General features: G+C 73.0%; 11 protein-coding genes and 1 pseudogene. 7 read left to right on the forward strand and 5 right to left on the reverse strand.

Annotated features, from left to right (window positions below):
• The first annotated feature begins 49 nt into the window (after positions 1–49).
• The 3 genes from AB0H71_RS19590 to AB0H71_RS19600 are packed head-to-tail and all read left to right on the forward strand — an operon-like array spanning position 50 to position 4,784.
• On the forward strand, positions 50–1,318 hold the full coding sequence (locus AB0H71_RS19590) for an ABC transporter substrate-binding protein (protein WP_357022513.1): 1,269 nt from the start codon (positions 50–52) through the stop codon (positions 1,316–1,318).
• Positions 1,315–3,126: a hypothetical protein gene (locus AB0H71_RS19595; protein WP_357022515.1), complete on the forward strand. Its 1,812-nt coding sequence runs from the start codon at positions 1,315–1,317 to the stop codon at positions 3,124–3,126. The genes AB0H71_RS19590 and AB0H71_RS19595 overlap by 4 nt, the downstream gene beginning before the upstream one ends.
• Positions 3,123–4,784, forward strand: coding sequence for a tetratricopeptide repeat protein (locus AB0H71_RS19600; RefSeq protein ID WP_357022517.1), 1,662 nt, complete (start codon positions 3,123–3,125; stop codon positions 4,782–4,784). Before AB0H71_RS19595 ends, AB0H71_RS19600 begins: the two co-directional genes overlap by 4 nt.
• Position 4,785: 1 nt before the next feature.
• Here AB0H71_RS19600 and AB0H71_RS19605 read toward each other — a convergent pair whose 3' ends face one another.
• Together AB0H71_RS19605 and AB0H71_RS19610 are read right to left on the reverse strand one after the other, a co-directional pair.
• Complete coding sequence (locus tag AB0H71_RS19605; RefSeq protein WP_357022520.1) at positions 4,786–5,961, reverse strand: acyl-CoA dehydrogenase family protein; 1,176 nt, start codon at positions 5,959–5,961, stop codon at positions 4,786–4,788.
• The gene (locus AB0H71_RS19610; RefSeq protein ID WP_357022523.1) at positions 5,945–6,937 is read right to left on the reverse strand and encodes an acyl-CoA dehydrogenase family protein; all 993 of its coding nucleotides are present in this window, start codon (positions 6,935–6,937) and stop codon (positions 5,945–5,947) included. Before AB0H71_RS19610 ends, AB0H71_RS19605 begins: the two co-directional genes overlap by 17 nt.
• A gap of 139 nt (positions 6,938–7,076) precedes the next feature.
• On the opposite strand from AB0H71_RS19610, the gene AB0H71_RS19615 reads away from it, so the two are divergent.
• Both AB0H71_RS19615 and AB0H71_RS19620 read left to right on the forward strand, forming a co-directional pair.
• On the forward strand, positions 7,077–7,721 hold the full coding sequence (locus AB0H71_RS19615) for a TetR/AcrR family transcriptional regulator (protein WP_357022526.1): 645 nt from the start codon (positions 7,077–7,079) through the stop codon (positions 7,719–7,721).
• Between the two features lie 48 nt (positions 7,722–7,769).
• The gene (locus tag AB0H71_RS19620) at positions 7,770–8,567 is read left to right on the forward strand and encodes an acyl-CoA thioesterase domain-containing protein (RefSeq protein WP_357022529.1); all 798 of its coding nucleotides are present in this window, start codon (positions 7,770–7,772) and stop codon (positions 8,565–8,567) included.
• Between the two features lie 68 nt (positions 8,568–8,635).
• On the opposite strand, the gene AB0H71_RS19625 is transcribed toward AB0H71_RS19620, so the two are convergent.
• Genes AB0H71_RS19625 through AB0H71_RS19635 form a run of 3 tightly spaced genes read right to left on the reverse strand, consistent with a single transcriptional unit; the run spans position 8,636 to position 10,833 of the window.
• Positions 8,636–8,980: a hypothetical protein gene (locus AB0H71_RS19625; protein ID WP_357022532.1), complete on the reverse strand. Its 345-nt coding sequence runs from the start codon at positions 8,978–8,980 to the stop codon at positions 8,636–8,638.
• A gap of 18 nt (positions 8,981–8,998) precedes the next feature.
• The gene (locus AB0H71_RS19630) at positions 8,999–9,301 is read right to left on the reverse strand and encodes a hypothetical protein (RefSeq protein WP_233017356.1); all 303 of its coding nucleotides are present in this window, start codon (positions 9,299–9,301) and stop codon (positions 8,999–9,001) included.
• An 11-nt stretch (positions 9,302–9,312) separates the two neighbouring features.
• Positions 9,313–10,833: a fatty acid--CoA ligase family protein gene (locus AB0H71_RS19635; protein ID WP_357022536.1), complete on the reverse strand. Its 1,521-nt coding sequence runs from the start codon at positions 10,831–10,833 to the stop codon at positions 9,313–9,315.
• 147 nt (positions 10,834–10,980) lie between these two features.
• On the opposite strand from AB0H71_RS19635, the gene AB0H71_RS19640 reads away from it, so the two are divergent.
• Both AB0H71_RS19640 and AB0H71_RS19645 read left to right on the forward strand, forming a co-directional pair.
• Entirely contained in the window at positions 10,981–11,895 is a 915-nt protein-coding gene (locus AB0H71_RS19640) for a hypothetical protein (protein ID WP_357022538.1), read from the forward strand.
• Positions 11,896–11,987: 92 nt separating this feature from the next.
• Positions 11,988–12,386 (forward strand): annotated as a pseudogene (locus AB0H71_RS19645) (twin-arginine translocation pathway signal); the annotation flags it as partial.
• Positions 12,387–12,389 lie beyond the last annotated feature (3 nt).

Below are 12,389 nucleotides of genomic sequence, written 5' to 3' on the forward strand. Positions count from 1 at the left end.
CGGCGCGGCATAATCGGGACCGGCTGTCGGGCAACGACATCGGGGGAGCATGGTTTCACGCAGGGGGCTGCTGCGGGCGGGAGCGCTGCTGCCGCTGGCGGCCGGGTGTGGCGCGGGCCCGTTCGGCGGGCCGGGGGCGGTGCGGATCGCGGTCGCGTGGAGCGGGGGTGAGCTGGCCGCCTTCCGCGCGGTGCTGGACGGGCTGTCGCTCGGGAGCACCGTGGAGGTGGTGCCGCTGGGCGACGATATCGATACCGCGTTCGGCTCGGCGGGGCGCGAGGCGCCGGACATCGTGATGATGCCGCAGATCGGGCAGGTGCGCTCGCTCGCGGCGCGCGGGCGGCTGCGGGTGTCGCCCGATCAGGTGTGGCAGGGAGTGCCCTACGCGGCGTACTGGGAGCGGCTGCTCTTCCACGACGGCAAGCCCTTCGGCGCGCCGTTCAAGGCGACGGCCAAGTCGCTGGCGTGGTTCGACCGGGAGGGGATGGCGAAGTACGGGCTCGGCGATCCGGCCGGGTGGACCGTGCGGGACTGGGTGGCCGCGGCGGCGGAGCTCTCCGGCGGGCCGGTGCGTTTTCTCGCGCCCGCGGGGGCCGACGGATGGACCCTGACGGACAGCTTCGAGAACATGCTGCTCGCCGAATCACCCGACGACTACGCCGAACTGGCCGAGAGCGCGCCGCCGCGGCGCTGGGATCGCCCCGCGGTGCGGGCCGCGCTCTGGAACCTCGGCGCACTGTGGGGCGTGCGTGCGGAACGTGGCATCGGCTCCGCGCTGACCAGGCAGTTTCCCGACGCCGTCCGGGAGGTGTTCGATCACCGGACGGCGCTGATGGTGGTGCTGCCCGACTTCGCCGAGCCGATCGTGCGGCGCTGCCTGCGGAATGCGAAACGTGCCGATGAGGTTGTGGGGACCACGTGGTTCCCGCGCGTCCCCGGCGGTGTCCGGCCGCACATCGTTGGTGGTGATGTCGCGGTGGTGACGGCGAAGGCGAGCGAGGCGGCGAACGGCGTGGTCGCCGCGCTCACCGGGCCGGAGGCGGCGAAGCCGTGGATCGAGGGGTTCGGCGGGTTCCTCGGGCCGCATCGGGACACACAGGGTGCGTACTCGCGGATTCTCGCCCCGGTGGCCGAGGAGCTGGCCGCGGAGCCGGTGGTCGAGCTGTCGGAGCGGATCGGCGCCATGGGCGGGCGGCACGGGTTGTGGCCGGTGCTGACCGCGTTCCTCACCGAGGTCGGGGACGGCGCGAATCCGGTGCTGCCCGCCGTCGACCGGGCCGTGGCGGCGCTCGACGAGCGGGAACGGCGGTCGCGGTGAGCACGAACTCCTTCATCGATGCGCACGGCATCCGGCTGGCGCTGACCACCCGGCCCATGCGGGGCGCGCCGGTGCCCGGGGTGCCGCGCTTGCGCCTGCTCACGCTGCTCTGGGCCGCGCCCGCCGCGGTACTGGTCACCGCGGTGCTGATCGTTCCGGCCGCGGTCACCGTCGGGTTCGCGGTCGCGACCACGCCCGCGGTCCCGCTGTGGTGCGCGGTGGCCGTGGTGGCGGTGGCGAGCGCGGTCGTCGCGGGGCGGCGCTACTGGACAGAAGGCTGGCAGCGGGTCGCCCTCGGAGCGGCGGCGGCCCTGGTGGTCGCGCCCGCCTGCTACCAGGTCGGGCGCGGACTGAGCCCGGCCGGGGCGCGGGCCTACCTGTTCACCGGGTGCATGGTGCTGCTCGCCACGGCGATGGTCGCGGTCGCGCTCGCCATCGCGGTGGGGCTGCAGGACAAGTGGGACATGTGGCTGCCGCTCGTCGCGCCCTGCGCGGTGGCGGCGCTGGTCTCCGGAGTCGCCTTCCGCCTCATCTTCCAGCGGATCGCCGACTTCTTCGGGCTCGACTCCCAGCCCGCCGTGTTCTGGTGGTTCTGCCTGCTCCCGCCGGTCGCCTTCGTCTGGACCTGGTTCGGCTTCGCCACCGCCCTGCTGCACGACGGCATCCGGGCCGTCGACGCCGCCCCCGCGCGGGCCGCGCACGTGGCCGCGGCCGCGCGGTGGCAGCGGCACCGGCGCAGGCTGCGCGAGCTGCGGCCGGTGCTCCTCGTCCTGGCCACCGGAATCGGTGTCGCCGCGGCGCGCATGTTCGACGCCGTGCTCATCGGCGTGCCGTGGCCCCTGCAGGAGTGGAACCAGGGCGCGACGGTGTTCTGGTGGCGGCTGGCGAGCGACCCGGACTCCGGCTTCGGGCCGGAGGCTGTGTACGCCGTGCCGCTCGCCGCCCTGGTCGGGGTGGGCGCCTGGATCTTCCAGAACGAGACCGGCGGTGGACGCCCCGCTCCTATTCCGCCGCGCATCCCCTGGATCCGCGCGCGCCCCGGGGTGCGGCGCACGCTCCTCGCGACCGCGGTGTTCCTGGTCGCCGCGCTCCCGATCCTGGTGCTCGTCGTCGCGATGTTCTGGGGGCCGTACGGTTTCCAGCTCGACGCGGTGACCGGGCTGCTCCGGGACCGCGCCCTGCTCGGCTCGCTCGGCAGCACCGGCTGGGTGGCGCTGGCGAGCACGCTGCTCGTGGTGACCGCCGCCGTCCCCGCCGCCCTCCGGCTCGCCGCCGCCGACCCCGCCGCGCCGCGCACGCGGGTAACGGTGTCCGGCCTGGTCGTGCTCGCCGTACTGCCGGTGCAGACCTACCTCGGCCCGATCGTCTGGGCCGTCGAGCACGGGGGGCTCGCGGGCACCCGAACCCCGCTCATCCTCGTGCACGCCGCCGCGGGCATCCCCATCGCCGTGCTCGTCCTGCGCGCCGCGCTGCTCTCCGCCCCGGACGGCGCCGCCGCCCTGCACGGCCTCTCCACCCCGGCGACCGCCGTGCGCCGGCTGCTGGAGACCGCGTGGCCCGCGCTCGGCGCCGTCGCGGTGCTGCAGTCGGTGCAGGTGTGGAACGACTTCACCATCGGCTTCCTGCTCGGTGGGGCGGGCGGGAGTCCGTGGTCGCTGCTGCTCTGGGGTGAGGCGCGGCAGTTCGAGGAGAACTCGGCCCGGTTGGCGGCCGGTTCGCTGCTCTCCGCGGTGGTGCCGGTGCTCGTCCTGGTGCTGACCTGGCGGCGCTGGCTGGTGCCCGGGTTGACCGGGGGTGCGGTGCGGTGAGCGCGGAACCCGTCGCGCCACAACCGGATCCGTCTCCCGCTGCGCGCCGAAGCGGAGAACCGCGCTCGACGCTGTGGCGGATCGCGGTCGGCACCACCCCGGTGGTCGCCACCGCGCTCACGCTGGAGTTCGGGCGGACCCTGGTGGTCGACTCCTTCGGCGAGACCGAGGTGGTCGAGGCGCTGGCGAGCACGCTGCGCGTGTTCTGGATCCTCCTGGTCGTCGGTGGGGTGCTGTTCGCCTGGTACCGGTGGAACTCGCGGCGGCGGGACGGCGATCGGCTCGCGCGGACCCGCGCACTGCTCGACTCGCTCGACAAGCCGGAAGGCGCGGTGGCCGGCCTTCCCTCCTCCCCCGGAGCTCTCGCACCGCCGATCGCTACGGCACTGAACCCCACCGAGACCGCGATCCTCCAGCTGCTTCCAGTGGACCGGTACGACAGCGCGATGCTGCTCACGGTGGCGGCGGCGCTCACCGACGTCGCGCACTCGCTCCGTGAGGACGATACGCCGGCACCCGGCTTCGAAACCGCCTCCGAGCTCTGCCACCAGTTGCTGGACGACCAGGTCCTGGCGGTATTCGGTGACCACTACTACCCCACGGTGCAGCGGACAGCTTCGGCGAACGATGAGGTGCTCGGGAAACCGGCGTGGATGGCTGCGCTGTACGCGCTGGTGCACGAGCACGCCGACCGCGCCGACGCATGGGCCGTCGCGCTCGGGCACCCCGCCTTCGTGGCGACCGCCCGGGACTGGTTCGGTGGCGCCGAATCCGAGCTGCGCACGCTGGTCACCGAGTGCACCCGCACGCCCCTGAGCGGCGCGCTGCCCAGCGCGGTAGTCCCGGAGCTGATCCGCATCGTCGATGCCCTCGATGTGTACTACGGCTACGATTCCCGGAGCGACGACCTGCGCAGACCGCTGATCGAGCTCTCGGCGGCGTTCCCACTGCAGAAAGCCCTGCTGGAGCTGCGCACGGACCCCGCCGCCGAGGTGCGGGAGCACCACCGTCCGCTGGCCTGGTCCACCTCGGTCGCCGCGCGCAAGGGGCACGGCCTGGCCCTGCACGACTTCGGCAACGGGGGCAACCCGAACGAGATCGCTCGCCGACTCGGGACAGTCTGGCGGCTACTGCCCCGCGCGGACCTGCACGCCGAGGTCTGCGTCCTGATCAACCTCGCGGTGGTGGAGCTCCGCCGCCGCCGGCCGGACGCCGCGGGGGACCGCCTCGAGCTCGCCCTCGCCCGCACCGAGAACGGCCGCGACCCCGGCGGCCGCGTGCACGCCACCGAGATTCTCGGCATCGTGCAGTGGATGCGCGGCGACACCGATGCCGCCCTGCGCGCGTGGCGCACCGCGTGGACCGGATATCGCGCACTCGCCGACAAGCGGGGCGAGGGCCGCTGCCTGCGCCATCTCGGCTCTGCGCTGCGCACGGTACCGAAATTCGCCGGTACCGTCATCGCACCGCCCCCCGGATCGTCGCTGCACCACGACGACGTCCAGCGCATCGCATCGGGCTGGCTCACCGAGGCCGACCGCCTCGACCCCGGTAGTCCGGTGGGGCAGGCACCGGGGACTCCGGTCTCGACGTACCACCCGCCGCTCGAACACGCCGACGCCCACCTCGACATCCACAGGGCCACCGAAAACCCCTGACTCACCCCCGCGGCAACCCCAGAATCCGCTCGGCGATAATCGTCCGCTGAATCTCCGACGTCCCCCCGGCGATAGTCCCCGCGAAACTCCGCACGAACCGCTCGAACCACCCCGGCGCACTCTCGTCCACATTGAACGGACTGTGCCCGGCGGTCACATCCGGATGCCGCAGCGCCGAACCACCGGCGGCGGCGAGCGCATGCTCGGAAGCCCGCTGCACCGCCTCGGAGCCGAGCAACTTCAGCACCGACATCTCGGCCGGATCATCCTCCCCGGCAGCCGCTTTCGCCAGTGCCCCCGAGCCGAGCAGGCGCAGCGCTTGAGCGTCCAGAGCCAATGTGGCGTACCGGTCCTCCTGCACCGGGCCCACCGGGTGGAAGTCGGCGAGCAGCCCGTCCAGCCGGACGGCGAAGCTGGTCCACAGCAGGTTCCGCTCGTGGCCGAGCGACCCGTTGGCGACCCGCCACCCCTGGTTCTCCGGCCCGAGCAGGTTCTCGGCGGGCACCCGGACCCCCGCGAAGAAGACCTCGTTGAAGTCCAGGTCGCCGGGGTCGCAGACGGAGGCGAAGGGCCTGCGCTCCACCCCGGGCGTGTCGGTCGGAATGATCAGCGCGGAGATCCCCCGGTGCTTGGGTGCCTCGGGGTCGGTGCGGACGAAGGTCAGCAGCACGTCGGCGTCGTGCGCGCCGGAGGTCCACACCTTCTGCCCGTCGACCACGTACACGTCACCGTCGCGCACGGCCCGGGTGCGCAGCCCGGCCAGGTCGGAGCCGGCGCCGGGCTCGCTCATGCCGAGCGCGGCGGTCAGGTCGCCGCGCAGGATGGGGACGGCCCAGCGCTGCTTCTGCTCCTCGGTCCCGAAGGTGAGCAGCGAGGCGGCGATGATCCCGGACCCCTGCGGGTTGAAGTTCTCGTAGATGCCGCGCCGCGCCAGCTCCTCCCGGTGCACGTACTGCTGCAGGATTCCGGCGCCGCGCCCGCCGTAGCCGGGCGGGTTGCCCGGCACCAGCCAGCCGTGCTCGAAGAGCACCCGCTGCCAGGCGCGCGCCCACTCGGGGATGTCGCCGGTGGAGCCGGGGCGCGCGCCCGCGGCGGCGTCGGCGGGCAGGTGCTCGTCCAGGAACCGGACGAACTCGGCACGGAACTCCTCGACCTCCGCGTCAAACGACAGCTGCACGGTACTCCCTCGCGATGGTGGCGCGGTGCTCGTCGGCACCGCCGAGCAGCAGATCGACGGCCTTGGCCCGCTTGAGCGCGAACTGGACGTCGTTCTCCCAGGTGAAGCCCATGGCACCGAACAGCTGCAGGCCGTTGCGGAAGACCAGGGCCTGGCATTCGCCCGCGGCCGCCTTGGCCATGACGGCGGCCAGCGGCGCGCGCGGGTCGGCGGCGGAGGCGGTGAGCGCGGCCCAGTAGGTGAGCGCGCGGGCCCGCTGCACCGCGATGTGCATGTCGGCGGCCTTGTGCTGCACCGCCTGGAACGAGCCGATCGGCGCGCCGAACTGCTTGCGCTCGCGCACGTGCGCGACCACCAGCTCAAGCACCCGGGCGCAGGCGCCGACGCCGGTGGCGGCGAGCCCGGTGAGCGCGGCGGCCTTCGCGCGCGCCACATCGGTTGCCACCCGGTCGGATTCGGCCACGCGCACGCCGTCCAGGGTGACCTGCGCGACGTGCAGCACGGGGTCGAAGACCGCGATGCGGCGCGCGCTCACCGCCGCGGCGGGCAGCACGAAGACCCCGGCGCCGGTGGCCACCGCGAGCCGCTCGGCGCGGTCGCCGTCGAGCACCTGCGCGGTGCCGTCCAGCCGCCAGCCGGCGCCGTCGCGGTGCGCGGCGACCCCGTCGAAGAGCGCGGCGCCGGCGACGGCGGGCTCGGCGGCACCGGCGAGCGGGGCGTACTGGGTCATGGTCGCCAGGTAGGGGGTGGGGTCGGTGGCGCGGCCGAGCTCCTCGAGCACGATGGTGAGTTCGACGGCGTCGGCGGGATCGGTCAGCGCGGTCCAGCCCTGCTCGACGTAGAGCTTCCAGAGCGCGCCGGGGTCGGCGCCCCGATCCACCACGTCGCGGACCAGCGCGGGCGGGCAGTGCCTGCCGACGGCTTCGCGCACGGTCTGCTGCCAGAAGCGCTGATCGGAGTCGAACTCGAGCAACACGCGGATCGCCCTCACTTCCGTCGATAACGCATGAGAATTATGTTCTTCAAATACGGTAGTGTGGATTCTCCAAAACGGCCAGAGCTGAACGGAGCTGGACCATGCCGCTTCCGTCACGTCCCATCCCCTTGGCGGGCCCGTGAGCAGCGAGGAGCAACCCGCGTGGAAGCAGCGCGCGGTCGAGCGCTCGCTGCGCACCGCGACCCAGCGGGCGGGCCAGCGGGTCCAGCGCTTCCTCGACGCCGCGCAGGCGATCATCACCGAGAAGGGAAGCACCGACTTCACGGTGCAGGAGGTGGTCGACCGCTCGCAGCAGTCGCTGCGCAGCTTCTACCTGCAGTTCGACGGCAAACACGAGCTGCTGCTCGCGCTCTACGAGGACGCGCTCGGCAAGACCGCCGAGCAGATCCGCGCCGCCACCGCGAGCCACGCCGACCCGCTGGCCAAGCTGCGCACCGCGGTCGAACTGCTCTTCCAGCTCTGCCGCCCGGACCCGGACGCGCGGCGCCCGCTCTTCACCGAGTTCGCGCCGCAGCTGCTCAGCTCGCACCCGGCCGAGGTGCGCAGCGCGCACGCGGCGCTCTTCGCCATGTTCACCGAGCTCATGACCGAGGCGAGCGAAACGTCGCGGCTCCGCGCCGACCTGCCCCCGCGCCGGATGGCGGCGATGACGCTGCACACCGTCATGTTCATCTCGCAGCCGGGCAGCACCGAGGGCGAGGTGCGGCCGATCACCGCCGAGGAGGTCTGGAACTTCTGCGCGCATGGGATCACGGTGAGCTGAGCGAGAATGACACTCTCGATCTGGTAGAGGGTGCCTTACAATCCGTGTATGCCCGACATGTGGAACGACCTGCTGGCCACCTTCGACCTGAAACCGGTCGATACCGCCGCGTACGAGGGACCGAACCAGACGCTGGAGTACCACCGGGTCTTCGGCGGCCAGATCCTGGGCCAGCTGCTGGTGGCGGCCGGGCTGGCGTTCCCGGAGAAGTCGGTGAAGTCGCTGCACACCGTCTTCCCGCGGGAGGGGAAGTCGGACACGCCGATCCGGTACGAGGTGCAGCCCCAGCACGAGGGGCGCTCCTTCGCCACCGCCGCGGTCACCGCGCGGCAGGGTGAGCAGGTGGTGGCGAGCGCGGTGGTCTCGCTGCACGCCCCCGAGGAGGGCACCGAGCGGCAGAGCCTGCCCGGGGTCGGCGGGCTACCGGGGCCGGAGCATCGCAGGGAGTTCGGGCTCATCCCCTGGGAGACCAGGGCCGTCGACGACCTGGACGGCACCGAGGCCGGGCCGCCCGCCTACGAGCTGTGGCTGCGCACACCCGAGGTCGAGCCGGAGCTGGGCGCGCCGCTCATCGCCTACGCCACCGACCTCACCCTGATCGGCACCGCGCTGCGCCCCGAGGAGGGCATCAGCCACGTGGGCAACGGAACGCAGTTCCTGTCCGCGGTCACCTCGCACACGCTGTGGTTCCACCGGCCGGTGCGCAGCGATACCTGGCAGGTGCTGCGGCAGCACTCGCCGATCCTGGCCGGTGGGCGGATCTTCGGCCGCGGGGACGTGATCACCGAGGGTGGTGACCTGGTGGCGTCGTACGCCCAGGAAGCGCTCTTCCGGCAGCGCTCCTGACGCGCCCGCTCCGCGAACCCGAAGGGCCGCCCGCACGGAGAGTGCGGGCGGCCCTTCGGAGTTCGCGATCAGCCGGTGACGGCCTCGCCGCGCGGCTTCCAGACGGCGACACTGAGGCTCGCGACATCCAGCGTGGGGCTGAGCGGGATCTCCCCGGACCCGGCCCGCTTGGTGAACTCCGCGACCACCTCGGCGGGCTCCGCCGTGAGGTCGTAGACCGCGAGGTAGCGGTGCGCGGGCGCGGCGGCGGCCCGCCCGGGCAGCGCGCCGGGCACCAGGTCGTAGCGCTGGCCCGCGCTGATGCCGGGCACCTTCACCACGTCGGCCAGGTGGGTGGTGTCGTACCACTCGTTGAACGCGTCGTCCTGGCCTTCCACGGCATTGGAGAACACGAGCATCTTCGCTTCGGTCACGGCGGACCCTTCCTTCCCTCAGTCGCTCGCGGGGAGCGGCTTCGCCTCTTTGAGCGCCAGCGGTGTGGCGCCCACGCTGAGTGTGCCCGCTCCCGCCTTGGTGACGAGCACTTCCGCGCCGGATTCGTCGACGTAGCGCTTGCCCATCAGGTTGCCGTCGGCGAACGCGGGCTCCAGCGTGCCGCCGGGCGCCGCGTCGCCGCCGAGCGGGACCATGGGGACGCCGCCGGCGCGCAGGTCGTCCAGGCTCTCCGCGGCGCGCACCACGATGACCTCGGTGTCGCAGACCTGGCTGCGCAGTCGGGTTCCGTTCTTGACCATTGTCGTCCTCTCTACGTGGTGACGGCGTCCGCCGCCTGCTCCGGCCCGTACTCGGTGACCAGGTCGCGGCGCAGCACCTTGCCGGTCGGGGTGGCGGGCAGGGAATCGCGGAAGACCACCCGGTCCGGGGTGCGCGAGCCGCGCAGCTCGGTGCGCACGAAGGCGCGCAGCTCCTCGGGGTCCGGCGCGGCGCCGTCGGCGGGGACGACGACGGCGACGATGATCTGCCCCCACTGCACGTCCTCCACGCCGATCACCGCGACCTCGCGCACCTGGGCGTGCTCGACCAGCACGTCCTCGATCTCGGCCGGTGCGATGTTCTCGCCGCCGCGGATGATGGTGTCGTCCGAGCGGCCGCCGAGGAAGAGGTAGCCGTCGGCGTCGAGGGTGGCGACGTCCCTGGTCGGGAACCAGCCCTCGGCGTCGAGCACCGAGCCGATGCCGGTGTACTTCCCGGAGACCTGGGCGCCGCGCACGTACAGCTCGCCGGTCTCGCCGGGTGGCAGGACCGTGCCGTTCTCATCCCTGATCTGGAGTTCGATCCCCGGCACCGGGGTGCCGACCGAGCCGAGCCTGCGCACCACCGCGGGGTCGTCGGAGGCGAGCGCGGCGCGGTGCTCGTCCGGGCCGAGCACGGCGATGGTGGAGCTGGTCTCGGTGAGGCCGTACGCATTGACGAAGCCGACCTCGGGCAGCAGCTTCAGCGCGGTGCGCAGCAGCGGGAGCGCCACCTTGGAGCCGCCGTAGGCGAGGGTGCGCAGCGCGGGCAGCTCGGTGCCGGTGCGCTCCAGCTCGGCGACGATCCTGGCCAGCATGGTCGGGACCACGGTGGCGGAGGTGACCTGCTCGCCCGCGGCCAGGTCGATCCAGCGGGCGGCGTCGAAGTTGCGCAGGTACACGACCTTGCGGCCCGCGTACAGGTTGGAGAGCGCGGCGCCGACCCCGGCGATGTGGTACGGCGGGACGCAGACCAGCGCGGCGTCGTCGGGGTCGGCGGAGCCGAAGTCGACGGTGCCGGTGATGTAACTGACCAGGTTGTTGTGCGAGAGCTCGACCGCCTTGGGCGTCGAGGTGGTGCCGGAGGTGAAGAGGACGACCGCGACCTGCTCGGGGTCGGGGAAGTCGGTGACCGGGTCGGCGGCCGCCGCCCGCTCGAGGAACTCGGCGGAGCGGAGCACGGTGACGCCCGGGCCGGCGACCCGGGTGACGACGTCGTGGTACTCGTCGTCGGCGATCAGCAGCGGGGTGTCCAGGCGGGCGATCAGCGCGCCGAGCCCGTCGGCGCCCAGGCGGTAGTTCAGCGGGGTGAAGGGCACCACCGCGCCCGCCGCGGCGAAGATCAGCAGCGGCAGCAGGTGGCCGCCGGTGCCGACGTAGCCGACGCTGCGCGCCCCGGAGCCCGCGATCACCCCCGAGCCGCCCTGGACCGCGGTGTGCAGGTCGGTGACGCTCCAGCGCACCTCGTCGCAGACCAGGGCCTGGCGGTCCGGGTTGCTCGATGCCGCCATGTCCAGCAGCAGCGAAACGCTCATCCCCGCACCTCTCCGCATCGTGATACAGCCATTCTCGTCAGCGAGAATAACATATTCACCGCGCTCGATCCGGAATCGCGGAAATAGGTCTGTACTCACGTGATAACGTCATTCTCATCCGAATCCGAGACGAACGGAGGTGGGCGCATGAGTCCGGTTACCGGACGCGACATCGCGGTCGCGGACGATCTGCTGCTCGCCGCGGAGGTGGCGGAGGCGGAGGCCGATGCCGCGGAGGCGCGGGCGGAGGCCGCGCGGGCGCGCGCCGAGGCCGCGCGGTTGCGCCGCCGGGCGGGCGGCGAACGTTCGGTGAGCGCCGAGGGCGGGACGAATGGCGCCACGCGCGAGCGGAGCGGATCCGCGGGCACCGACGGCGTGGGCGTCACCGCAGCGGACACACAAGCGACCACAACGGTGGCGACCAAGCCTGCGGCGGCGGTGGGTGACGGTGACGTGGCTTCCGAGGATGCGGCGGACGAGTCCGGCGGCGCGGCGTCCGCGAAGGAGGGCGCGGACGAGGGGCGCCCGGCCGAGGAGTCCGCGGGACGGGTGCGGCGCTGGCGCGCGGCGCTCGCGGCGAACCCGCGCCGGACGGCGCTGCGGGCGGCGGCGGTGCTGGTCATCGCCGCGGCACTGGCCACCTCGGGCTTCCTGGGGTTCCAGCACCGCGAGGCCGCGGCGCGGGAGCGCGGCGAGGCCGAGTTCGCGGCGGCGGCGAAGCAGGGCGTGATCGCGTTGACCACGCTGGACTTCACGCACGCCGCGGCGGATGTGCAGCGCGTCCTGGACAACTCGACCGGCCCGTTCCGGGACGACTTCCAGAACCGCTCCACCGACTTCACCTCGGTGATCGAGCAGTCCCAGGTCGCCACCGAGGGCACGGTGAACGCGGTCGCGGTGGAGTCCATGACCGACGACTCCGCCGTGGTCCTGGTCGCCGCCACCTCGAAGGTCACCAATTCCGGCGGCGCGCAGCAGGAGCCGCGCGCCTGGCGGCTCAGCGTCACGGTGCAGCGCGAAGGAGACTCGATGCGCATGTCCAAGGTGGAGTTCGTCCCGTGAGCGCCCGCCTGCGCGCCCACGCCGGGACCATCCTGCTCGCGATCCTGGTGATCGCCTCGATCGCCACCGCGGCCACGCTCTACGCCGCGAACCGCCCGGACGAGGGCACCGACCGAGCCGCCAAGGAGCGGGCCGTCGCCGCCGCCACCGAGGGCACCGTCGCGCTGCTCTCCTACGCCCCGGACACCCTCGACCGCGATTTCGCCGCCGCCGAGGAGCACCTCACCGGCGACTTCCTGGACTACTACAGCCAGTTCACCGCGCAGGTGGTCGCGCCGGCGGCCCGCGAGAAGTCGGTGCGCACCAGCGCGACCGTGGTCCGCGCGGCCGTCTCCGAGCTGCGCCGGGACCAGGCCGTGGTGCTGGTCTTCATCAACCAGAGCACCACCAGCGCGGAGAAGCCGGACCCGGCGCTGGCCGCCAGCAGCGTGCGGGTGACCCTGGACCGGGTCGCCGACAGCTGGCGCATCGCCGCCTTCGACCCGGTCTGACTC

It is taken from the genome of Nocardia sp. NPDC050697 (assembly GCF_040654395.1).
Classification (GTDB): Bacteria; Actinomycetota; Actinomycetes; order Mycobacteriales; family Mycobacteriaceae; genus Nocardia.

Bases quoted from the DNA above. Each gene is read 5' to 3' on its own strand.
- AB0H71_RS19590 (WP_357022513.1), top strand. From the start codon at position 50: ATGGTTTCACGCAGGGGGCTGCTGCGGGCGGGAGCGCTGCTGCCGCTG.
- AB0H71_RS19640 (WP_357022538.1), top strand. From the start codon at position 10,981: ATGAGTCCGGTTACCGGACGCGACATCGCGGTCGCGGACGATCTGCTG.
- AB0H71_RS19635 (WP_357022536.1), bottom strand. From the start codon at position 10,833: ATGAGCGTTTCGCTGCTGCTGGACATGGCGGCATCGAGCAACCCGGAC.
- AB0H71_RS19630 (WP_233017356.1), bottom strand. From the start codon at position 9,301: ATGGTCAAGAACGGAACCCGACTGCGCAGCCAGGTCTGCGACACCGAG.
- AB0H71_RS19620 (WP_357022529.1), top strand. From the start codon at position 7,770: ATGCCCGACATGTGGAACGACCTGCTGGCCACCTTCGACCTGAAACCG.